Below are 22,746 nucleotides of genomic sequence, written 5' to 3'. Positions count from 1 at the left end.
AAACAGAATTTGCCTGGCGGCCGTAGCGCGGTGGTCCCACCTGACCCCATGCCGAACTCAGAAGTGAAACGCCGTAGCGCCGATGGTAGTGTGGGGTCTCCCCATGCGAGAGTAGGGAACTGCCAGGCATCAAATAAAGCGAAAGGCCATCCGTCAGGATGGCCTTTTTGCGTTGATGCAGAAAAAAATGCCGGATGCGGCGCTGGCGCGTCTTATCCAGTCTACGCAGGCATGGTAGGGGGGTAGCTTATTTCCCCACATACGCCAGATTCAGCAACGGATACGGTTTCCCCAAATCGTCCACCTCAGAGCGCCCTGTAACCTTAAAGCCCATCTTCTTATAGAACCCAACCGCCTGCTCATTTTGCTCATTAACGTTGGTTGTCAGTTCCGGTGCCATCGAGAGCGCATGCTCCACCAGCATCCGACCCACGCCGCAGCCGCGCACATCAGGATCGATAAACAGCGCATCCATATGCAGCCCACTTAATAACATAAACCCAACCGGCTGATCCCGCTCATTAACCGCGACCCACAACGGTGCTTCCGGCAGAAAGGAACGCACCAGCTCTTCCAATTCGGCCCTATACTCTGCTGATAAAAAATCGTGGGTGGCATCGACAGAACGACACCAAATCGCAACGAGTTCCTCCCCTTCCTCATGCCGTGAGCGGCGAATACTAATAACCATTTTCTCTCCTTTTAGTCATTCTTATATTCTAACGTAGCCTTTTCCTTGAAACTTTCTCACCTTCAACATGCAGGCTCGACATTGGTAAATTTTCTGGTTATCTTCAGCTATCTGGATGTCTAAACGTATAAGCGTATGTAGTGAGGTAATCAGGTTATGCCGATTCGTGTGCCGGACGAGCTACCCGCCGTCAATTTCTTGCGTGAAGAAAACGTCTTTGTGATGACAACTTCTCGCGCGTCTGGTCAGGAAATTCGTCCGCTAAAGGTGCTTATCCTTAACCTGATGCCGAAGAAGATTGAAACTGAAAATCAGTTTCTGCGTCTGCTTTCAAACTCGCCTTTGCAGGTCGATATTCAGCTGTTGCGCATCGATTCCCGCGAATCGCGCAATACGCCCGCAGAGCATCTGAACAACTTCTATTGCAACTTTGAAGATATTCAGGAGCAGAACTTTGATGGCCTGATCGTCACCGGCGCGCCGCTGGGCCTGGTGGAATTTAATGACGTCGCTTACTGGCCGCAGATCAAACAGGTGCTGGAGTGGTCGAAAGATCACGTCACCTCAACGCTGTTTGTCTGTTGGGCGGTCCAGGCAGCGCTCAATATCCTCTACGGCATTCCTAAGCAAACCCGCACCGACAAACTCTCTGGCGTTTACGAGCATCATATTCTCCATCCTCATGCACTTCTGACGCGTGGCTTTGATGATTCATTTCTGGCGCCACATTCGCGCTATGCTGACTTTCCGGCAGCGTTGATTCGTGATTATACCGATCTGGAAATTCTGGCAGAGACAGAAGAAGGGGATGCCTATCTGTTTGCCAGCAAAGATAAGCGCATTGCCTTTGTGACGGGCCATCCCGAATATGATGCGCAAACGCTGGCGCAGGAATATTTCCGCGATGTGGAAGCCGGGCTAGACCCGGATGTACCGTATAATTATTTCCCGCACAACGATCCGCAAAACAAACCGCGAGCGAGCTGGCGCAGTCATGGCAATTTGCTGTTTACCAACTGGCTCAACTATTACGTCTACCAGATCACGCCATACGATCTACGCCGTATGAATCCTACACTGGATTAATCTTCTGTGGCGGTCGATCGTTAAGCGATTCAGCACTTTACCTCAGGCACCTTCGGGTGCCTTTTTTATTTCCGAAACACACCTCAGCAGGTGAATAAATTTTATTCATATTGTTATCAATAAGTTATCATATATTTTTATTTAAAATGGAAATTGTTTTTGATTTTGATTTTTAAATGGGTAGTCTTAGTTGTGCTGAACGAAAAGCACACAACGATCCTTCGTTCACAGTGGGGAAGTTTTCGGATCCATGACGAGGAGCTGCACGATGACTGAACAGGCAACAACAACCGATGAACTGGCTTTCACAAGGCCGTATGGCGAGCAGGAGAAGCAAGTTCTCACTGCCGAGGCGGTAGAATTTCTGACTGAGCTGGTGACGCATTTTACGCCACAACGCAATAAACTTCTGGCAGCGCGCATTCAGCAGCAGCGGGATATCGATAACGTAACGTTGCCTGATTTTATTTCGGAAACAGCTTCCATTCGCGATACAGACTGGAAAATTCGTGGTATTCCTGCGGACTTACAAGATCGTCGAGTCGAGATAACTGGCCCGGTTGAGCGCAAGATGGTGATCAACGCACTCAACGCGAATGTGAAAGTGTTTATGGCCGATTTCGAAGATTCACTGGCACCAGACTGGAACAAAGTGATCGATGGGCAAATTAACCTGCGCGATGCGGTTAACGGCACCATCAGTTACACCAACGAAGCAGGCAAAATCTATCAGCTCAAGCCAAATCCCGCGGTGTTGATTTGCCGGGTACGCGGCCTGCATTTGCCGGAAAAACATGTCACCTGGCGCGGCGAAGCGATTCCTGGCAGCCTGTTTGATTTTGCGCTCTATTTCTTTCACAACTACCAGGCACTGTTGGCAAAAGGCAGCGGCCCCTATTTCTATCTGCCGAAAACCCAGTCCTGGCAGGAAGCGGCCTGGTGGAGCGAAGTCTTCAGCTATGCAGAAGATCGCTTTAATCTGCCGCGCGGCACTATCAAGGCGACATTGCTGATTGAAACGCTGCCTGCCGTGTTCCAGATGGACGAAATCCTTCACGCGCTGCGTGACCATATTGTTGGTCTGAACTGCGGTCGCTGGGATTACATCTTCAGCTATATCAAAACGTTGAAAAACTATCCCGATCGCGTCCTACCAGACAGACAGGCAGTGACGATGGATAAACCATTCCTGAATGCTTACTCACGCCTGTTGATTAAAACCTGCCATAAACGCGGTGCTTTTGCGATGGGCGGCATGGCGGCGTTTATTCCGAGCAAAGATGAAGAGCGCAATAACCAGGTGCTCAACAAAGTAAAAGCGGATAAATCGCTGGAGGCCAATAACGGTCACGATGGCACATGGATCGCTCACCCAGGCCTTGCGGATACGGCAATGGCGGTATTCAACGATATTCTCGGCTCCCGCAAAAACCAGCTTGAGGTGATGCGCGAACAAGACGCGCCGATTACTGCCGATCAGCTGCTGGCACCTTGTGATGGTGAACGCACCGAAGAAGGTATGCGCGCCAACATTCGCGTGGCTGTGCAGTACATCGAAGCGTGGATCTCCGGCAACGGCTGCGTGCCGATTTATGGCCTGATGGAAGATGCGGCGACGGCTGAAATTTCCCGTACCTCGATCTGGCAGTGGATCCATCATCAAAAAACGTTGAGCAATGGCAAACCGGTGACCAAAGCCTTGTTCCGCCAGATGCTGGGCGAAGAGATGAAAGTCATTGCCAGCGAACTGGGCGAAGAACGTTTCTCCCAGGGGCGTTTCGACGATGCCGCACGCCTGATGGAACAGATCACCACTTCCGATGAGTTAATTGATTTCCTGACCCTGCCAGGCTACCGCCTGTTAGCGTAAACCACCACATAACTATGGAGCATCTGCACATGAAAACCCGTACACAACAAATTGAAGAATTACAGAAAGAGTGGACTCAACCGCGTTGGGAAGGCATTACTCGCCCATACAGCGCGGAAGATGTGGTGAAATTACGCGGTTCAGTCAATCCTGAATGCACGCTGGCGCAACTGGGCGCGGCGAAAATGTGGCGTCTGCTGCATGGCGAGTCGAAAAAAGGCTACATCAACAGCCTCGGTGCACTGACTGGCGGTCAGGCGCTGCAGCAGGCGAAAGCGGGCATTGAAGCGGTCTACCTGTCTGGCTGGCAGGTAGCGGCGGATGCTAACCTGGCAGCAAGCATGTACCCGGACCAGTCGCTTTATCCGGCGAACTCAGTTCCTGCCGTGGTTGAGCGGATCAACAATACTTTCCGCCGTGCGGATCAGATCCAGTGGTCTGCGGGCATTGAGCCGGGCGAACCGCGCTATGTCGATTACTTCCTGCCGATCGTTGCCGATGCGGAAGCCGGTTTTGGTGGTGTCCTGAATGCCTTTGAACTGATGAAAGCGATGATTGAAGCCGGTGCAGCGGCAGTTCACTTCGAAGATCAGCTGGCATCAGTGAAGAAATGCGGTCACATGGGCGGCAAAGTTTTGGTGCCAACTCAGGAAGCTATTCAGAAACTGGTCGCTGCGCGTCTGGCTGCCGACGTGACGGGCGTTCCAACCCTGCTGGTTGCACGTACCGATGCCGATGCAGCGGATCTGATCACCTCTGATTGCGACCCGTATGATAGCGAATTTATTACCGGCGAGCGCACCAACGAAGGTTTCTTCCGTACTCATGCAGGTATTGAACAAGCGATCAGCCGCGGCCTGGCGTATGCGCCGTATGCTGACCTGGTATGGTGTGAAACCTCCACGCCAGACCTGGAACTGGCGCGCCGCTTTGCGGAAGCCATCCACGCGAAATATCCGGGCAAACTGCTGGCTTATAACTGCTCGCCGTCGTTCAACTGGCAGAAAAACCTCGACGACAAAACTATCGCCAGCTTCCAGCAGCAGCTGTCGGATATGGGTTACAAGTTCCAGTTCATCACCCTGGCAGGCATCCACAGCATGTGGTTCAACATGTTCGACCTGGCAAACGCCTATGCGCAGGGCGAGGGTATGAAGCACTATGTTGAAAAAGTGCAGCAACCGGAATTCGCCGCCGCGAAAGATGGCTACACCTTTGTTTCTCACCAGCAGGAAGTGGGGACAGGTTATTTCGATAAAGTGACGACCATTATTCAGGGCGGCACGTCGTCAGTTACCGCGCTGACCGGCTCCACCGAAGAATCGCAGTTCTAACAACCGATAAACGTTGCTAACCGTAGGCCGGATAAGGCGTTCACGCCGCATCCGGCAATCAACGCCTGGTGCGACGCTTGCGCGTCTTATCCGGCAATTCTCTGCTCCCGACGAGGACAACAAATGCCGCGTGGCCTGGAATTACTGATTGCACAAACCATTTTGCAAGGTTTCGACGCTCAGTATGGTCGATTTCTCGAAGTGACCTCCGGGGCGCAGCAGCGTTTCGAACAAGCCGACTGGCACGCTGTCCAGCAGGCGATGAAAAACCGTATCCATCTTTATGATCATCATGTTGGTCTGGTGGTGGAACAGCTGCGCTGTATCACTAACGGCCAAAGCACGGACGCGGAATTTTTACTGCGCGTCAAAGAGCATTACACCCGGCTGTTGCCGGATTACCCGCGCTTCGAGATTGCGGAGAGCTTTTTTAACTCCGTGTACTGTCGGTTATTTGACCACCGCTCGCTGACTCCCGAGCGGCTTTTTATCTTTAGCTCCCAGCCAGAGCGTCGCTTTCGTACCATTCCGCGCCCGCTGGCAAAAGACTTTTATCCCGATCACGGCTGGGAATCGCTACTAATGCGTGTCCTCAGCGACCTGCCGCTGCGTCTGCGCTGGCAGAATAAAAGCCGTGACATTCATTACATCATTCGCCATCTGACGGAAACGCTGGGGACAGAAAACCTCGCGGAAAGCCATTTACAGGTGGCGAACGAACTGTTTTACCGCAATAAAGCCGCCTGGCTGGTGGGCAAACTGATCACGCCTTCCGGCACGTTGCCCTTTTTGCTGCCTATCCACCAGGCGGACGACGGCGAGCTGTTTATTGATACCTGCCTGACGACCACCGCCGAAGCGAGCATTGTCTTTGGCTTCGCGCGTTCCTATTTTATGGTTTACGCGTCGCTACCTGCCGCACTGGTCGAGTGGTTACGGGAAATTCTGCCAGGTAAAACCACCGCTGAATTGTATATGGCTATCGGCTGCCAGAAGCACGCCAAAACCGAAAGCTACCGCGAATATCTCGTTTATCTACAGGGCTGTAATGAGCAGTTCATTGAAGCGCCGGGCATTCGTGGAATGGTGATGCTGGTGTTCACGCTGCCGGGATTTGATCGGGTATTCAAAGTGATTAAAGACAAGTTCGCGCCGCAGAAAGAGATGTCTGCGGCTCACGTTCGCGCCTGCTATCAGTTGGTTAAAGAGCACGATCGCGTAGGTCGAATGGCGGATACCCAGGAGTTTGAAAACTTTGTGCTGGAGAAGCGGCAAATCGCACCGGCATTAATGGAATTACTGCTCCAGGAAGCGCCGGAAAAAATCACCGATCTCGGCGAACAGATTGTGATTCGCCATCTCTACATCGAACGGCGGATGGTGCCGCTCAATATCTGGCTGGAACAGGTTGAGGGCCAACAGCTGCGCGACGCTATTGAAGAGTACGGCAACGCTATTCGCCAGCTTGCCGCCGCCAATATTTTCCCTGGCGACATGCTATTTAAAAACTTTGGTGTCACTCGTCACGGGCGCGTGGTGTTTTATGATTACGATGAAATTTGCTACATGACGGAAGTGAATTTCCGCGACATCCCACCGCCGCGCTACCCGGAGGACGAACTTGCCAGTGAGCCGTGGTACAGCGTCTCGCCAGGCGATGTTTTCCCGGAAGAGTTCCGTCACTGGCTATGCGCCGACCCGCGCATTGGGCCACTGTTTGAAGAGATGCACGCCGACCTGTTCCGCGCTGATTACTGGCGCGCGCTACAAAAACGCATCCGTGAAGGGCATGTGGAAGATGTTTATGCGTATCGGCGCAGGCAGCGGTTTAGCGTGCGATTCGTATAAATCAGAGACGAAAAATCACCGCATACCGCCATATGCCAGCGTGACTTCCTTCGCCGCTTTAATCACCATCGCGCCAAACTCGGTCACGCGGTCATCGGTAATACGTGAAATCGGCCCGGAAATCGAAATTGCGGCAAATGGTTCGCGGTGCTCATCGAAAATACACGCCGCGAGGCAACGAAGCCCCAACGCATGTTCTTCATCGTCAAATGAATAGCCACGTTTACGCGTCTGGGCGAGGTCCTCTTTTAGATGCACAGGAGACACCAGCGTCGCGTGGGTATAGGCATGTAAGCCTTTGCGATGCAGCAGTTTCGTCACCTGTTCTTCGCTCAGTTGGGCTAAGAAAGCTTTACCGGCACCAGAGGCATGCATCGGTAACTTACCGCCGATAGGGGCTGACATACGCATCAGATGCGTACACTGCACCTGGTCGATAATAATCGCTTCGTGATCGCTTTGATCCAGCACCGCCATATTGACTGTTTCGCCAGACTCTTCCATCAGATTGCGCAGAATAGGATGGACAATGGCTAACAAATTACGGCTCTGGAGAAAGCTGCTGCCGACCATAAAGGCATGTGCGCCGATCGCCCAGTGACCCAGTTCACCGACCTGACGGACGAACCCCTGCTGTTGCATCGTGGTTAGCAGGCGGTGAGTCGTGGAATTGGGTAATCCGGCTTGCTGAGCCAGTTCCGTTAGCGCCACACTGCCATTGGATTCGGCAATCCACTCCAGTAATTTCAGCCCACGCGTTAAAGACTGAACCTGTCCAGTCGCGGGTGCGGTGGCAACGGCGGGTTTTCTGCCGCGTTTTGCGGGAATGGGTGCGACCATGACAGTCTCCTTTTTCTGTATCGTGGAAATCATTTTCATTTTTATTACGGTGTAATGCAATAGTTGCCACACTGATCCGATGAGTTAATGTTGAACAAATCTCATGTTGCGTGGTGGTCGCTTTTACCACTGATGCGTTTATGCCAGTATGGTCTGTTGAATTTTTTTACAGTCTGGGTTGAGCGTGTCGGGAGCGAGTGTGAGCAGCAAAGTTGAACAACTGCGTGCGCAGTTAAATGAACGTATTCTGGTGCTGGACGGCGGTATGGGCACCATGATCCAGAGTTATCGACTGAACGAGGCAGATTTTCGCGGTGAACGTTTTGCCGACTGGCCTTGCGATCTTAAAGGTAACAACGACCTGCTGGTTCTCAGCAAACCGGAAGTGATCTCCGCCATCCACAACGCTTACTTTGAAGCGGGCGCAGATATCATCGAAACCAACACCTTCAACTCCACGACGATTGCGATGGCGGATTACCAGATGGAATCCCTGTCGGCGGAAATCAACTTTGCGGCGGCGAAACTGGCGCGTGCTTGTGCTGACGAGTGGACCGCGCGCACGCCGGAGAAACCGCGCTACGTTGCTGGTGTTCTCGGCCCAACCAACCGCACGGCGTCTATATCGCCGGACGTAAACGATCCGGCATTTCGTAATATCACTTTTGACCAGCTGGTGGCGGCTTATCGCGAATCCACCAAAGCATTAGTCGAAGGTGGTGCGGATCTGATTCTGATTGAAACCGTCTTCGACACCCTCAACGCCAAAGCGGCGATTTTTGCGGTGAAAACGGAGTTCGAAGCGCTGGGCGTTGAACTGCCGATTATGATCTCCGGCACCATCACCGACGCCTCCGGGCGCACACTCTCCGGGCAGACCACCGAAGCATTTTACAACTCATTGCGCCACGCCGAAGCGCTGACCTTTGGCCTGAACTGTGCGCTGGGACCCGATGAACTGCGCCAGTACGTGCAGGAGCTGTCTCGGATTGCAGAATGCTACGTCACCGCCCACCCGAACGCCGGGCTGCCCAACGCTTTTGGTGAATACGATCTCGATGCCGACACGATGGCAAAACAGATACGTGAATGGGCGGAAGCGGGATTCCTCAATATCGTCGGCGGTTGCTGCGGCACCACGCCACGACATATTGCGGCAATGAGTCGCGCAGTAGAAGGATTAGCGCCGCGCAAACTGCCGGAGATCCCCGTCGCCTGTCGTTTGTCCGGCCTGGAGCCGCTGAACATTGGCGAAGACAGCCTGTTTGTTAACGTCGGGGAGCGGACTAACGTCACCGGTTCTGCCAAATTCAAGCGCCTGATTAAAGAAGATAAATACAGCGAGGCGCTGGATGTGGCGCGCCAGCAGGTGGAAAACGGTGCGCAGATTATCGATATCAACATGGATGAAGGGATGCTCGACGCCGAAGCGGCGATGGTGCGTTTCCTCAGCCTGATTGCCGGTGAACCGGATATCGCCCGCGTGCCGATTATGATCGACTCCTCAAAATGGGACGTCATTGAAAAAGGTCTGAAGTGTATTCAGGGCAAAGGCATTGTTAACTCTATCTCGATGAAAGAGGGCGTCGACGCCTTTATCCATCATGCGAAACTGTTGCGTCGTTACGGTGCAGCGGTGGTGGTAATGGCCTTTGACGAACAGGGCCAGGCCGATACCCGTGCACGGAAAATCGAAATTTGCCGTCGGGCGTACAAAATACTCACCGAGGAAGTCGGCTTCCCGGCGGAAGACATCATCTTTGATCCGAACATCTTCGCGGTCGCAACTGGCATTGAAGAGCACAACAACTACGCGCAGGACTTTATCGGCGCGTGTGAAGACATCAAACGCGAACTGCCGCACGCGCTGATTTCCGGCGGCGTCTCTAACGTTTCCTTCTCGTTCCGTGGTAACGATCCGGTGCGCGAAGCTATTCACGCGGTGTTCCTCTACTACGCCATTCGTAACGGTATGGATATGGGGATCGTCAACGCCGGGCAACTGGCAATTTACGACGACCTGCCCGCTGAACTGCGCGACGCGGTGGAAGATGTGATCCTTAACCGTCGCGACGATGGCACCGAGCGTTTACTGGAACTTGCCGAGAAATATCGCGGCAGCAAAACCGACGATACCGCTAACGCCCAGCAGGCGGAGTGGCGCTCGTGGGAAGTGAATAAACGTCTGGAATACTCGCTGGTCAAAGGCATTACCGAGTTTATCGAGCAGGACACCGAAGAAGCCCGCCAGCAGGCCGAGCGCCCCATTCAGGTGATTGAAGGCCCGCTGATGGACGGCATGAACGTGGTTGGCGACCTGTTTGGCGAAGGGAAAATGTTCCTGCCGCAGGTGGTGAAATCGGCGCGCGTCATGAAACAGGCGGTGGCGTATCTCGAACCGTTTATCGAAGCCAGCAAAGAGCAGGGCAAAACCAACGGCAAGATGGTGATCGCCACCGTGAAGGGCGATGTGCACGATATCGGTAAAAATATCGTTGGCGTGGTGCTGCAATGCAACAACTATGAAATCGTCGATCTCGGCGTGATGGTGCCTGCGGAAAAAATCCTCCGTACCGCCAGAGAAGTGAATGCCGATTTGATTGGCCTTTCGGGATTGATCACGCCATCGCTGGACGAAATGGTCAACGTGGCGAAAGAGATGGAGCGTCAGGGCTTCACCATTCCGCTACTGATTGGCGGTGCGACCACCTCAAAAGCGCACACGGCGGTGAAAATCGAGCAAAACTACAGCGGCCCGACGGTGTATGTGCAGAACGCCTCGCGCACCGTTGGCGTCGTGGCGGCGCTGCTTTCCGACACTCAGCGTGATGACTTTGTCGCTCGTACCCGCAAAGAGTACGAAACCGTGCGTATTCAGCACGGACGCAAGAAACCGCGCACCCCGCCAGTTACGCTGGAAGCGGCGCGCGATAACGATTTCGCTTTTGACTGGCAGGCTTACACGCCGCCCGTGGCACACCGTCTCGGCGTGCAGGAAGTCGAAGCCAGCATTGAAACGCTGCGTAATTACATCGACTGGACACCGTTCTTTATGACCTGGTCGCTGGCCGGGAAGTATCCGCGCATTCTGGAAGATGAAGTGGTGGGCGAAGAGGCGAAGCGGCTGTTTAAAGACGCCAACGACATGTTGGATAAATTAAGCGCCGAGAAAACGCTGAATCCGCGTGGCGTGGTGGGCCTGTTCCCGGCAAACCGTGTGGGCGATGACATTGAAATCTACCGTGACGAAACGCGTACACATGTGATCAACGTCAGCCACCATCTGCGTCAACAGACCGAAAAAACGGGCTTCGCTAACTACTGTCTCGCTGATTTCGTTGCGCCGAAGCTTTCTGGTAAAGCAGATTACATTGGCGCATTTGCCGTGACTGGCGGGCTGGAAGAGGACGCACTGGCTGATGCCTTTGAAGCGCAGCACGATGATTACAACAAAATCATGGTGAAAGCGCTTGCCGACCGTTTAGCCGAAGCCTTTGCGGAGTATCTCCATGAGCGTGTGCGTAAAGTCTACTGGGGCTATGCGCCGAACGAGAACCTCAGCAACGAAGAGCTGATCCGCGAAAACTACCAGGGCATCCGTCCGGCACCGGGCTATCCGGCCTGCCCGGAACATACGGAAAAAGCCACCATCTGGGAGCTGCTGGAAGTGGAAAAACACACTGGCATGAAACTCACGGAATCTTTCGCGATGTGGCCCGGTGCATCGGTTTCGGGTTGGTACTTCAGCCATCCGGACAGCAAGTACTATGCCGTGGCGCAGATTCAGCGCGATCAGGTCGAAGACTATGCCCGTCGTAAAGGTATGAGCGTTACCGAAGTTGAGCGCTGGCTGGCACCGAATCTGGGGTATGACGCGGACTGATTCACAAATCTGTCACTTTTCCTTACAACAAACAGGGCACTCAATGGGTGCCCTGTCTCTTTATTAATATGAAACACTTATACTGGAATCAGGCTGGAATAATCTTAGCCGGAAAAACGAATGTCAAAAGGCACAGTAAAGATGCCAGTCAGCGTGTTTCCGGTCCTTTGGTCATTCAATTGCTTCAGGAACATATAACGATAAGGAGAACCTGAACTCGTGTTAACGCTGCTTCACCTGCTTTCTGCCGTCGCCCTGTTGGTCTGGGGGACGCATATTGTTCGAACAGGCGTAATGCGCGTCTTCGGCGCACGACTGCGTACTGTTCTTAGCCGGAGCGTCGAAAAGAAGCCGCTCGCCTTTTGCGCGGGGATCGGCGTTACCGCACTGGTACAGAGCAGTAATGCCACCACCATGCTGGTGACTTCGTTTGTCGCCCAGGATCTGGTTGCTCTCGCGCCCGCGCTGGTGATTGTGCTGGGGGCTGATGTCGGGACGGCGCTAATGGCGCGGGTCCTCACCTTCGATTTATCCTGGTTGTCACCGCTGCTCATTTTTATCGGCGTGATTTTTTTCCTCGGACGCAAACAGTCACGCGCCGGGCAACTGGGCCGCGTCGGTATTGGTCTTGGGCTGATTTTGCTGGCGCTGGAGTTGATTGTGCAGGCCGTAACGCCGATCACCCAGGCAAACGGCGTTCAGGTGATCTTTGCTTCGTTGACTGGCGATATTCTGCTGGATGCGCTGATTGGCGCGATGTTCGCCGTTATCAGCTACTCCAGCCTTGCTGCTGTATTGCTGACCGCTACTTTGACCGCCGCAGGCATTATCTCCTTCCCGGTGGCGCTCTGTCTGGTGATTGGTGCCAACCTCGGTTCCGGCCTGCTGGCGATGCTCAACAACAGTGCCGCCAATGCCGCCGCTCGCCGTGTTGCGATGGGTAGCTTGTTGTTTAAGCTGGTGGGGAGCTTGATTATCCTGCCATTTGTCCATGTTCTGGCTGAATCAATGGATAAACTGCCTTTGCCAAAAGCGGAACTGGTTATCTATTTTCACGTCTTCTACAACCTCGTTCGTTGCCTGGTCATGCTGCCGTTTGTCGATCCAATGGCGCGATTTTGCAAAACGATTATTCGCGATGAACCTGAGTTGGATGCCCATCTGAAACCAAAACATCTGGACGTTAGTGCGCTGGATACTCCGACTCTTGCTCTGGCGAATGCCGCCCGTGAAACACTGCGCATCGGTGACGCGATGGAACAGATGATGGAAGGGCTGAATAAAGTGATGCACGGTGAACCGCGTGAAGAGAAGGAGTTGCGCAAGCTGGCGGATGATATCAACGTCCTCTACACCGCGATTAAACTTTATTTGGCGCGGATGCCAAAAGAAGAGCTGGCGGAAGAAGAGTCGCGCCGCTGGGCGGAGATTATCGAAATGGCTCTCAACCTGGAGCAGGCTTCCGATATCGTCGAGCGCATGGGCAGCGAAATTGCTGACAAATCACTGGCAGCACGGCGAGCATTTTCGCTTGATGGGTTGAAGGAACTGGATGCGCTCTATGAGCAATTGCTCAGTAATTTAAAGCTGGCAATGTCGGTGTTCTTCTCTGGCGATGTCACCAGCGCTCGTCGTTTGCGCCGTAGTAAGCATCGCTTTCGCATTCTTAATCGCCGTTATTCCCATGCTCACGTCGATCGCCTGCATCAGCAAAACGTGCAAAGCATTGAAACCAGTTCGCTGCATTTAGGCTTACTGGGCGATATGCAGCGTCTGAACTCGCTGTTTTGTTCGGTGGCTTACAGTGTGCTGGAACAGCCGGATGAAGATGAGGGACGGGACGAGTATTAATACAGTGCACGGGATGCCGGGTGGCGCTGCCCCCGGCAATTCACTTAAAAACGGTGACCCGCTTCCAGCGGCACCGCTTCCTCACCAGCTTTAAATACATAAGTGGTATTCGGGCCGCCCAGCGTAGCGTGACCTTTACTCACCGTGATCCAGTTACCTTCCGGCAGGCCAATAATGGTCAGTTCTGGCGCGACGACCAGCAGTTCGCGAATACGCTGCTCGCGCGTTTCCCCTTTATGGCCTTCCGGCAGCGCGTTGGTGAAGTGCGGGTTGATTTGCAGCGGGAACAGATTCAGCGCATCGAAACCTTGCGGATCGACAATCGGCATATCGTTGGTGGTGCGGATAGTTGGGCAAGCAAGGTTAGCGCCTGCACTCCAGCCGATATACAGCGCGCCACGTTTTACTACGTCGGCAATGGGTGCCAAAAGCCCGCGCTCGCGGCACTGTTTCAGCAACTGGAAAGTGTTGCCGCCGCCGACAATCACGATCTCAGCATTTTCAATCGCGGCAACAGGATCGGCCACGCTATGAATACCGGTGACAGAAACGCCAAGTGGGGCAAGGACCGCAGCCGTTTTGGCCGTATAATCATCCCAGGTTTGCGTTACGCCAGCGAAAGGAATAAACACCGCTGAACGGCGACCTTGCAACTGTTCAGCAATCAACGGCAGCGCATGTTCCAGCCAGGCTTTACCCGGCAGCGTCGAGTTACTCAATAAAAGCAGTTCCATTACTTCTCCGGTTAGTAAGAAATCACGGGAGGCATGCTACCACTGTGATTTTAACCGCTTACTGACATGGCTCACGATGTCGCGCATTGAACCAGGCGTTCTGAGGATAGTTAGCAAACAAGGCGCTGAGCCTGATGACAAACACAGCATTGCCTGATGCGCTACGCTTATCAGGCCTACAAGTTAATTGCAATGTCTTGAATTTTCGCGATTTTGTAGGCCGAATAAGGTGTTTGCGCCGCATCCGGCATAAACAACGTGCACTTTGCCACCAATCTGAGCGCCCCTTAAGGCGCTGATGTTTCTTATCCTTCTCGTGCAAATTGTGCCGCTTCAGTAATCAGCCGCGCATCAGGTCGCACACCGGTATACATCGCGAACTGCTCGACGGCCTGTAAAGCAATCACCTCTGCGCCGCTGATCGTCTGCTTATCTAGCCGTTGCGCCAGGCAAATGAGCGGCGTTTCCGGCGGTAATGCCACGACGTCAAAAACGACGCTTGCCGTAGAGATCATCGCTTCGCTGAAGGCCAGCTCATGGCTCTCTTTACCACCGCTCATGCCGACAGGGGTAACGTTAACCAGAATGTCGCAGTCGATTCCTTCTGGCTGCGGTTGCCACTGGAAGCCATACTGCTTCGCCAGCGCCGGGCCGCTCTCGTGGTTGCGGGCGGCGATGATGACATCGGTAAACCCCGCGTCGCGAAAGGCGGCAATGACCGCTTTGCCCATGCCGCCACTGCCGCGAATCATCACGCGTGCGGCGCTATTGAGCTGGTGGTGAATAATCAGGTTTTTCACCGCAATGTAGTCGGTGTTAAACCCGGTCAGCCTGCCGTTGTCATTCACGATGGTATTCACTGAATCAATGACTTTCGCTGACGGATCGATCGCATCGAGAAAGGGTATACAGCTTTCTTTAAACGGCATCGACACGGCACAGCCGCGAATACCTAATGCGCGAACACCTTTCACCGCCGCCTCAATATCCTGGGTGGTGAACGCTTTGTAGATGAAATTTAGCCCCAGCTTTTCATACAGATAATTGTGAAAACGCGTGCCGAAGTTGCCGCGGCGACCGGCCAGCGACATGCACAGTTGAGTATCGCGATTAATCATGGCTAATTGCCTCTGCATGAGTGAGCAGATATTGCTCCGCCTCACCGGACCAGATCCCCTGATGACGCGCCAGAATCGCCGCCAGTGCTTGATCCTGAATCTGCGTGAGTGACGTCAGCGGCAGGTCTTTCCCGGTATACACCAGTTTTTTGCCGCCGCCGACGGCAGGCAATTCAAGCGTGGTTTCGCCCGCAGCATTCAGCCCAAGAATATGTGTTACCACTTTTGCGGCCTGCACTTTTTTCTCTTCGATCAGTTTGACCGCCGCACGCATGTCATCGGTATTGCCGCCCGATGTGCCAACGTAATGAGTAAAGGCATAATGCACATCGTAGAAATTAATTGGTGCGCTGAAGTGTTTATCCTGCGGTCCGGCGAAGAAATTCAGACAACCATCTGTCGCCAGCAAGGAGGAGGCGAGAGTCACCAGTCCTTCATTTGGCACAAAGACGAAAATATCATCGAAGCCGTGACCGCCACTCAGTGCCATTAACGTATCAAATGCTGCATCGGCGGCATTGAGATAATGAATCAGTGTTTGCGGTTCTGATGGATAGTGCTGTCGCGCATAACTTAATTTGTTATTGTCGGTATCGGTAATAACGAGTAGCGACGGGTTAACTGGCCCATGCAGCGCATAATCAATCGCTAACAGTCCCATTGGTCCGGTGCCGCCGAGGATCAGTGTGCGCCCTTGCGGGCGAATCCCCATCGTGTGGTTATAACTACCTTCCTGAAGATGATAGTTGGCGTTGAACGCGCCAATCACGCAGGAAAGCGGTTCAACCAGCGAGCCTTCAAAGTAGGTTTCGCCGTCGTATGCCAGCAGGCAATCCTGTTCCATAACCTCATTTGGGATAACCACATGTGTGGCTTCACCACCCACCCACGGGAAAGAGTAACCGGGGCAGTCCGGGCTTTCCGGCAATTGCAGGTTGGCCTGAATCACATAGCGCTGGCCCGGCTGAAATTTGTGCTGCCACTTTTTACCCACGGCCAGAATATCGCCGCAAAATTCATGGCCGATGATGATGGGATTGGTCGCCACATCGTCGGGTACTTTTTTATGGTTTTCACCCAGATTGGCCTCTTTCCAGGAAGAGAGGCACAGGCTGTCGGTGACCACCGTCGCGAGGATTTCATCCTCCTGCATTTCAGGAAGATCAAAGGTTTCCAGGCGTAAATCACGTTTACCATAAAGACGCAGAGCTGTTGTTTTCATAAACCACCTCGTGTTGAACGATGGCCCCGACGGTTGCGCCGGGGCGAAGAATCAGGACAGGAAGCCCAGCGCATTGCCGATAATCCCTAAACCAAACAGGGCGAAAATCAGCCATACCGGGTTAATTTTTTTGTTGAGCAGACGCACCATCAGCAGCGTCAGACCGAGCGCCAGCAAACCAGGGCAAAGTTGGTCGAGAATGTTCTGCACGGTCATGGTGACGGTGGAGCCATCGGCGGCAGGCGTTTGCGAGACGACCAGCGGCACGTTGATCGACGTCCATTTGGTGACCAGCACGCCCATCACAAACAGTCCGAGAATAGATGCGCCCTCAGTCAGTTTTTGCAGCAAATTACCGCCCATATCGCTGACGATATTCACGCCTTTACGAAAGCCCAGTTGCAGCCCATACCATTTCATTGCCAGACGTACTGCATTGAAAATAAAGAAGAACAGCAGTGGGCCGAGAATGTTGCCAGAAAGAGCCAGAGATGCGCCGAGCGCGGCGGTAATCGGGCGTAGGGTTCCCCAGACCAGTGGATCGCCAACCCCTGCCAATGGTCCCATCAGGCCAACTTTGATGCCGTTAATGGTGCCGTCATCAATTTCTGCACCGTTGGCCCGCGCTTCTTCCATGGCGGCGGTCACGCCGATGACCGGACCACATACGGCTGGCGTGGTATTGAAGAACACCAGGTGTCGCCTGAGCGCCGCAACCTGATCCTCTTTTAATGGGTAGAGTCGCTTGATGGCGGGGATCATGTCGTAACAAAAGCCCAGCCCATGAATGCGTTCAAAGTTGAAGGACGCCTGTTGCAGGTTGGAGCGCAGAAACATGCTCACCAGATCGCTGCGTGTAATTTTTCTCTGTTCCATGATGGCTCCGTTAATCATCAAGTTGGTCAAGGGCGGTGATAGTGGTGGTCTGGGGATGTGGTTCAGCTTTACGCCACTGTGGATTTAGCTGGATGTAGAGCAGGGCCATGATCACGCCGACGCCACCGAACGCCAGCAGACTGAGATCGAGGTAGCCACCTGCGAGGAAACCGAGGAAAAAGAAAGGCATCAAATATTTCACGCCCATCATGCGAAGCACCATGGCGTAACCGACCACCACGATAAAACCGCCAGCAATCTGCAATCCACGGGTCACAAATTCGGGAATGGCGCTCAGCATATTGCTCACCATATCGGCGCTGACGAACAGCGAGACAATCAGTGCTGGAATCGCAACGCGCAGTGCCTGCACGCCAAGCGCGGAGACATGCAGAATATCGAGAGTGCGAAACCGCGCTTCTTCCGCTGCTTTATCCGCCGCGTGCTGGAACACAACGGTGATGGTGCGGGCAAACACCGTCAGCACCTGGCCTGCCGCAGCCACAGGCAACGCGATGGCGATACCGGTGGCGATGCTTTGCTGACCAACGATAACCAGAATGGCGGAGATTATGCTGGCGAGTGCAGAATCCGGAGATTGTGCCGCGCCGACGTTCATCCAGCCGAGAGCTATCAATTCCAGCGTACCACCGAGCATAATTCCGGTTTTTAAATCACCGAGAATTAAACCAATCACCGTACAGGCAATTAACGGGCGATGAGTCTGAAATTCATCCAGCACGCTGCCCATTCCGGCAATACAGGAAAAAAGAAATATGGCAATGATTTGTAGGGTACTTATTTCCATGATTTGTCACCTTTTAAGTGTCGTCATCCCTGCCTGTTAAAGCATATGTACACAGGCGCTATTATTTAATTTGCGACTAACTGTTCTTTTATTTTGTCGATAATATTGATTGAAGGATCTGACGCTACAACGCGTAAATCCAGCGTGACGCCAAGATTATTTAACTCATGAAATGCGTTAATATCATCGTCATCTAATGAAACTGCTTTGGTTAACTGTTTTTTACCGGGTCGCCAGGCCATGCCGCCAATATTCAGGGTGCCGATTTTTACTCCCTGGCGAACCATCGCTAAGGCATCCTGAGGTCGGGTAAAAAGATAAAATACGGTTTCGTCCTGATATTGTGGGTTGTGATACACCGCGACAGCTTTTTCAATATTGACCACGTTAACTTTCATTCCCGGCGGGGCGGCCTGACGCAATAATGTCCGGCGAACTTCATCGTTATACACTTCGTCATTGCAGATAATAATGCGCTGGGCGTTAGCCACTTTCGACCAGACGGTAGTGACCTGGCCGTGGATTAGGCGGTCATCAATGCGGGCGAGCGTAATGTTCATCAGAAATCCTCCTCTGCCGTTGCCAGTTGTTTCCAGACAACGCAGGTTTGCTTTGCGATTTGCGTCAGGTGTTCACACAGTTCATCAACGTTCATGCTGTCCTGGTTATCGACCAGTTCGAGCGCCAGCGGCAGGGAAAGGCCGCTGATTACCCGCAGGCGCGGATTACGCATCGCAAGCGTTGCCGCCGCGTTCCACGGGCTGCCGCACTGTAAGTCCACGGCGATTAACCACTCGTCATGATTGTGAATACTCACTAACTTTTCCAGCTTTGCCACGATGTCTCCGGCGTTCTCGCCGGGCACAAATTCAACTGCCTCAACATTGGCGTCGCCGTACACCATCTGAACCGATTCCAGCATGGCGCAAGCTAATTTGCCGTGGGCGCAAAAAATGGCATTGACCATAAAGCCTCCTTAGCCGCGCGTTTTGCCGCCGGCAATGTTAGTGGTTACTCCGGTGATATAGCTGGCGCGTTCAGACAGCAGATAACAAACAAAATCAGCCACTTCCGCTAATCTTCCGGCGCGCCCAATAGGAATGGCGTTTTTGGTATAGCCTTCACGCAGCTGTTCGACGGTGATATTGCGCGTCCACGCCAGCGCCTCTTCATATTCCGGCGTGCGCAGCCCGGTTTTTTCCAGAATCCCCGGCGCGATACCGACCACACGGATACCGTGTTTACCCAGCTCTTTCGACCAGGAGCGCGTGAAGCTATTGAGCGCGGCTTTGGTCGCGGCGTAGCAGCTTTGGCCTTCTGAGCCTTCCAGCCCACTTTCCGAGGAGACATTCACAATCACCCCATCATGTTGTTTGACCATCTGTCTCGCCACTGCCTGCGACATCAGAAAAACGCCTTTCTGGTTGATATTGACCATTTTTTCGAATGCGGCTTCGTTGAGTTCATACTGTCCGGCAGGCGCTTTCTCATCGACCAGCAGACGCGGGAAGTTGACCCCGGCGTTATTGACCAGACCGTCGATGCGACCAAAACGCTGAATAATTTCCGCTACCGTATGATTTACCTCTTTGGCGCTGGAAATATCGGTCGGCCAGAACTGATAACCTTTATGACTTTCATATTGACCATCGCCACCGTGAATATCGACCATCTGTACATTCGCGCCTTGTGCTAATAATTCATCCACAATCGCCAGACCAATACCGGATGCGCCACCGGTGACAATAATGATTTTATCCTGCAAATTTAACCACGTTTGCATAACAGACTCCTGATTTTAGGTAATAGAGGCCCGCCGTAATTTTTTATTACGGTAAACATCGGGAAGATTTTTATTTCAGTAATAGTTCAGCTGTGCTGCTATTCGTTACCAGACAATTAATATATTTTCCACGCAGTGCACCAATAATTCCGCTGTATTTTTCTTCACTCATGGCAATGCCAATGGAATAACGTGCCTGCTTTAGTTTATTCATTTCGATAGAGAGTGTTTTCTCGCTCATATTCGTTTCGACCATTGCGCCGTGAATATCAAAAAAGCGTGAGCAAATATCACCGGCAACCTGACGGGCATTCAGGTCGTCACTCTCTTCGCCGCCATAAAATGCATGCCAGTTGGCGCCATCGCGAATAGCCGGTGAGCCAATCCCCACGAGGGCGACATCCAGATTATCCCAGTAGGCTGAGATGGTTTTAAAGTGCTGAGACTGCATGATCCCATTACGAATTAAGGGGTTATCTAGCAGAGCTGGAAAATCCGCGAGCTGCGATTCCCCTTTCAGCTTTGCCGCTGCGCTGTAGGTTAATGTGTTTACGTGATAGCGGCTTTCGAGTTTACCGGACGGGCCGCCAATAATCGGCACGCAAATTAACTGCCGCGATTGCCCCGCCTGCGGCAAGTTTTCAACCAGTGCGCTCACCGCGCGGCCCCAGGAAAAACCGACAATATCACCAGGTTCCAGCAAACGATCTAACAATTGCGCGCCGTGTAACCCCATTACCGCCAACTGAGCGTCTTCCCCTTCATCGCGCCCTGATACCACCACAGCTTCTTTCAGACCAAACTTTTGCTTCAGTTGCTGCTCCAGCCAGAGATTTTCGTTGTAGTCATAGTTGATGGCGATGGTGACAATTCCCTGTTCGCGCCCCCGTTTAAGTAAGCGGCTGATGGTGGTCCGATAAATACCCAGTTCGCGGGCGATTTGCGCCTGCGTCATGTCCTGTTCGTAATAGAGTTGGGCAATCTTCACAATCAAACGGATATCGTCACTGTTTTCCATCGCCGCCTCCTGATTTTGCACATTTGTGCAAATATGCTTTTTAACCGCTTGATCTGATATAACTCCATCATGGTGACCTTTAAAAGCGATTTTTCACTCTTTGTTTGGACTGAAATGGCGCTTTATCTTGCACATTTGTTTCTCTGCGTAGCAGTCATCAGCACAAGTGTGCAGAGATTCGTAATAGGTTGATTATCCTGGTTTTCGCCAGGCAAATTTGCATCGGGCTTCTGGTGACACTTTTGTGATAAAAGGCGCGGCAGATCACATTTAATTTCGACGTTGCCGCATAACCCTGTTTTTCCCCGCTAAGAGGTACGGTATATTCCGCGTTTTACAGGAGAATTTATGCTGCCCGACTCATCAGTCCGTTTAAATAAATACATCAGCGAAAGCGGAATTTGCTCACGCCGCGAAGCGGATCGCTACATCGAGCAAGGCAATGTGTTCCTTAATGGCAAGCGTGCCACCATTGGCGATCAGGTGAAACCCGGCGACGTTGTAAAAGTAAACGGTCAGTTGATTGAGCCACGGGAAGCCGAAGATTTGGTTCTTATCGCCCTGAACAAGCCCGTCGGTATTGTCAGCACCACCGAAGATGGCGAGCGCGATAACATTGTCGATTTCGTTAACCACAGCAAACGCGTGTTCCCGATTGGTCGCCTGGATAAAGATTCCCAGGGGCTGATTTTCCTCACCAACCACGGCGATCTGGTGAATAAGATCCTCCGCGCGGGTAACGATCATGAGAAAGAATATCTGGTGACGGTCGATAAACCGATTACCGAGGAGTTTATTCGCGGCATGAGTGCGGGGGTGCCAATCCTCGGGACAGTGACTAAAAAGTGCAAAGTCAAAAAAGAAGCGCCGTTTGTCTTCCGCATTACCCTGGTGCAGGGGCTGAACCGTCAGATCCGTCGCATGTGCGAGCACTTTGGCTACGAAGTGAAAAAGCTGGAACGTACGCGCATTATGAACGTCAGCTTAAGCGGCATTCCGCTGGGAGAATGGCGCGATTTAACCGACGACGAGCTTATCGATCTCTTTAAGCTCATTGAAAATTCCTCTTCCGAGGCGAAGCCCAAAGCGAAGGCCAAACCGAAAACGGCAGGCATCAAACGCCCGGTAGTGAAGGTAGAAAAAACGGCGGAGAAAGGTGGCCGCCCGGCATCAAACGGCAAGCGTTTCGCCTCGCCGGGGCGGAAGAAAAAAGGTCGTTAATCAGCGTTTGCCGCGCGTCGACGTATTTGCCGACCAACTGAATGACGCTTCAGGATCCGGTTTATAAGCCTGCTTTTTCTTCAACTGGCGGGCTTTTTTCGCTTCAGCCTCACGCTCAACCATTAATTTATCGATGTACTCTTTCTTAATGCTGTTGGTTTCGGCGTTGGTCAGCACGCGACCATGTGCAATACGCGCGCGATCCAGCAGCGTCTTCAGTTCGCGCTGTTCACGCTCAGTCATCTCTTTTTGAGTAATACGGGGGAGTGCCATGATGGTGCCCTCTGTTAATCGGATAGTTCAGTGTACGGGAATTTATTTGCAAGCAGAACTGATAATATTCCTTTGTTCTCTTCTTAAATATTTATCTTTCTTGATAATTGACGATAAATACAGATACAAATTTAGCGAAAAAATCTCCCCCTACAAACAACAATGATTTATTAAATCTTTATTTTTCATGTAATTAAAATTTTTTATCACTTCTGGCACGCTTCTCGCAATAACACTTTTGCGTTGATACTGAATTACAAAGGGGGTTAAACCCCGTCGGCACACCAGGA

19 protein-coding genes and 1 rRNA gene are annotated in these 22,746 nt (G+C 52.6%); 8 read left to right on the top strand and 12 right to left on the bottom strand.

Annotation, left to right across the window (positions count from 1 at the left end):
• The first annotated feature begins 12 nt into the window (after positions 1 to 12).
• Positions 13 to 128 (top strand): 5S ribosomal RNA (gene rrf / locus AACS80_RS05765).
• A gap of 119 nt (positions 129 to 247) precedes the next feature.
• Here the strand turns inward: rrf and AACS80_RS05760 are convergent.
• A complete protein-coding gene (locus AACS80_RS05760; RefSeq protein ID WP_135410795.1) occupies positions 248 to 691 on the bottom strand; it encodes an acetyltransferase in 444 nt (147 codons plus the stop codon).
• 156 nt (positions 692 to 847) lie between these two features.
• On the opposite strand from AACS80_RS05760, the gene metA reads away from it, so the two are divergent.
• The 4 genes from metA (at position 848) to aceK (ending at position 6,829) form a co-directional block, all read left to right on the top strand.
• Positions 848 to 1,777 carry a homoserine O-acetyltransferase MetA gene (metA, locus tag AACS80_RS05755; protein WP_135410796.1) on the top strand — a complete coding sequence of 310 codons (930 nt, stop codon included), beginning with the start codon at positions 848 to 850 and terminating at the stop codon, positions 1,775 to 1,777.
• Positions 1,778 to 2,045: 268 nt separating this feature from the next.
• Positions 2,046 to 3,647 (top strand): malate synthase A, encoded by a 1,602-nt coding sequence (gene aceB / locus AACS80_RS05750; RefSeq protein WP_135410797.1) that lies wholly within the window; start codon positions 2,046 to 2,048, stop codon positions 3,645 to 3,647.
• A gap of 29 nt (positions 3,648 to 3,676) precedes the next feature.
• Entirely contained in the window at positions 3,677 to 4,981 is a 1,305-nt protein-coding gene (aceA, locus tag AACS80_RS05745) for an isocitrate lyase (protein WP_135410798.1), read from the top strand.
• A gap of 123 nt (positions 4,982 to 5,104) precedes the next feature.
• Positions 5,105 to 6,829, top strand: coding sequence for a bifunctional isocitrate dehydrogenase kinase/phosphatase (gene aceK / locus AACS80_RS05740; RefSeq protein WP_135410799.1), 1,725 nt, complete (start codon positions 5,105 to 5,107; stop codon positions 6,827 to 6,829).
• A 15-nt stretch (positions 6,830 to 6,844) separates the two neighbouring features.
• Here aceK and iclR read toward each other — a convergent pair whose 3' ends face one another.
• Positions 6,845 to 7,669, bottom strand: a complete 825-nt coding sequence (gene iclR, locus AACS80_RS05735; protein ID WP_000226403.1) for a glyoxylate bypass operon transcriptional repressor IclR — start codon at positions 7,667 to 7,669, stop codon at positions 6,845 to 6,847.
• A 199-nt stretch (positions 7,670 to 7,868) separates the two neighbouring features.
• Here iclR and metH point away from each other — a divergent pair, with 199 nt between their 5' ends.
• Entirely contained in the window at positions 7,869 to 11,552 is a 3,684-nt protein-coding gene (gene metH / locus AACS80_RS05730) for a methionine synthase (RefSeq protein WP_135410800.1), read from the top strand.
• Positions 11,553 to 11,771: 219 nt separating this feature from the next.
• Complete coding sequence (locus AACS80_RS05725) at positions 11,772 to 13,403, top strand: Na/Pi cotransporter family protein (RefSeq protein ID WP_130205749.1); 1,632 nt, start codon at positions 11,772 to 11,774, stop codon at positions 13,401 to 13,403.
• A gap of 44 nt (positions 13,404 to 13,447) precedes the next feature.
• Here AACS80_RS05725 and pepE read toward each other — a convergent pair whose 3' ends face one another.
• The 9 genes from pepE to AACS80_RS05680 form a co-directional block, all read right to left on the bottom strand.
• Positions 13,448 to 14,137 carry a dipeptidase PepE gene (gene pepE / locus AACS80_RS05720; protein WP_130261152.1) on the bottom strand — a complete coding sequence of 230 codons (690 nt, stop codon included), beginning with the start codon at positions 14,135 to 14,137 and terminating at the stop codon, positions 13,448 to 13,450.
• Positions 14,138 to 14,442: 305 nt separating this feature from the next.
• Positions 14,443 to 15,255, bottom strand: coding sequence for a shikimate 5-dehydrogenase (locus AACS80_RS05715; protein WP_135410801.1), 813 nt, complete (start codon positions 15,253 to 15,255; stop codon positions 14,443 to 14,445).
• On the bottom strand, positions 15,248 to 16,477 hold the full coding sequence (gene sorE / locus AACS80_RS05710; protein WP_135410802.1) for an L-sorbose 1-phosphate reductase: 1,230 nt from the start codon (positions 16,475 to 16,477) through the stop codon (positions 15,248 to 15,250). The genes AACS80_RS05715 and sorE overlap by 8 nt, the downstream gene beginning before the upstream one ends.
• Before the next feature lie 51 nt (positions 16,478 to 16,528).
• Positions 16,529 to 17,353, bottom strand: coding sequence for a PTS system mannose/fructose/sorbose family transporter subunit IID (locus AACS80_RS05705; protein ID WP_130205755.1), 825 nt, complete (start codon positions 17,351 to 17,353; stop codon positions 16,529 to 16,531).
• Between the two features lie 10 nt (positions 17,354 to 17,363).
• Entirely contained in the window at positions 17,364 to 18,161 is a 798-nt protein-coding gene (locus tag AACS80_RS05700) for a PTS mannose/fructose/sorbose transporter subunit IIC (RefSeq protein ID WP_000406332.1), read from the bottom strand.
• A gap of 65 nt (positions 18,162 to 18,226) precedes the next feature.
• Entirely contained in the window at positions 18,227 to 18,721 is a 495-nt protein-coding gene (locus AACS80_RS05695) for a PTS system mannose/fructose/N-acetylgalactosamine-transporter subunit IIB (RefSeq protein WP_130205757.1), read from the bottom strand.
• Positions 18,721 to 19,128, bottom strand: a complete 408-nt coding sequence (locus tag AACS80_RS05690) for a mannose/fructose/sorbose PTS transporter subunit IIA (protein ID WP_131162353.1) — start codon at positions 19,126 to 19,128, stop codon at positions 18,721 to 18,723. Before AACS80_RS05690 ends, AACS80_RS05695 begins: the two co-directional genes overlap by 1 nt.
• Positions 19,129 to 19,137: 9 nt before the next feature.
• A complete protein-coding gene (locus tag AACS80_RS05685; protein WP_001195410.1) occupies positions 19,138 to 19,944 on the bottom strand; it encodes an SDR family oxidoreductase in 807 nt (268 codons plus the stop codon).
• Positions 19,945 to 20,014: 70 nt separating this feature from the next.
• Positions 20,015 to 20,962 carry a sugar-binding transcriptional regulator gene (locus AACS80_RS05680; RefSeq protein ID WP_135410803.1) on the bottom strand — a complete coding sequence of 316 codons (948 nt, stop codon included), beginning with the start codon at positions 20,960 to 20,962 and terminating at the stop codon, positions 20,015 to 20,017.
• Positions 20,963 to 21,310: 348 nt separating this feature from the next.
• Between AACS80_RS05680 and rluF the strand changes: the two genes are divergently transcribed.
• The gene (gene rluF / locus AACS80_RS05675) at positions 21,311 to 22,183 is read left to right on the top strand and encodes a 23S rRNA pseudouridine(2604) synthase RluF (protein ID WP_130218604.1); all 873 of its coding nucleotides are present in this window, start codon (positions 21,311 to 21,313) and stop codon (positions 22,181 to 22,183) included.
• Here the strand turns inward: rluF and AACS80_RS05670 are convergent, their stop codons facing one another.
• Positions 22,184 to 22,456 (bottom strand): DUF3811 domain-containing protein, encoded by a 273-nt coding sequence (locus AACS80_RS05670; RefSeq protein WP_001207629.1) that lies wholly within the window; start codon positions 22,454 to 22,456, stop codon positions 22,184 to 22,186.
• Between the last annotated feature and the right edge of the window lie 290 nt (positions 22,457 to 22,746).

The sequence above is a fragment of the Escherichia sp. E4385 genome, from assembly GCF_963883145.1.
Taxonomy (GTDB): Bacteria; Pseudomonadota; Gammaproteobacteria; order Enterobacterales; family Enterobacteriaceae; genus Escherichia.
Note: the sequence above shows the minus strand (reverse complement) of the source record. Positions and strands in the feature narration are given on the sequence as shown.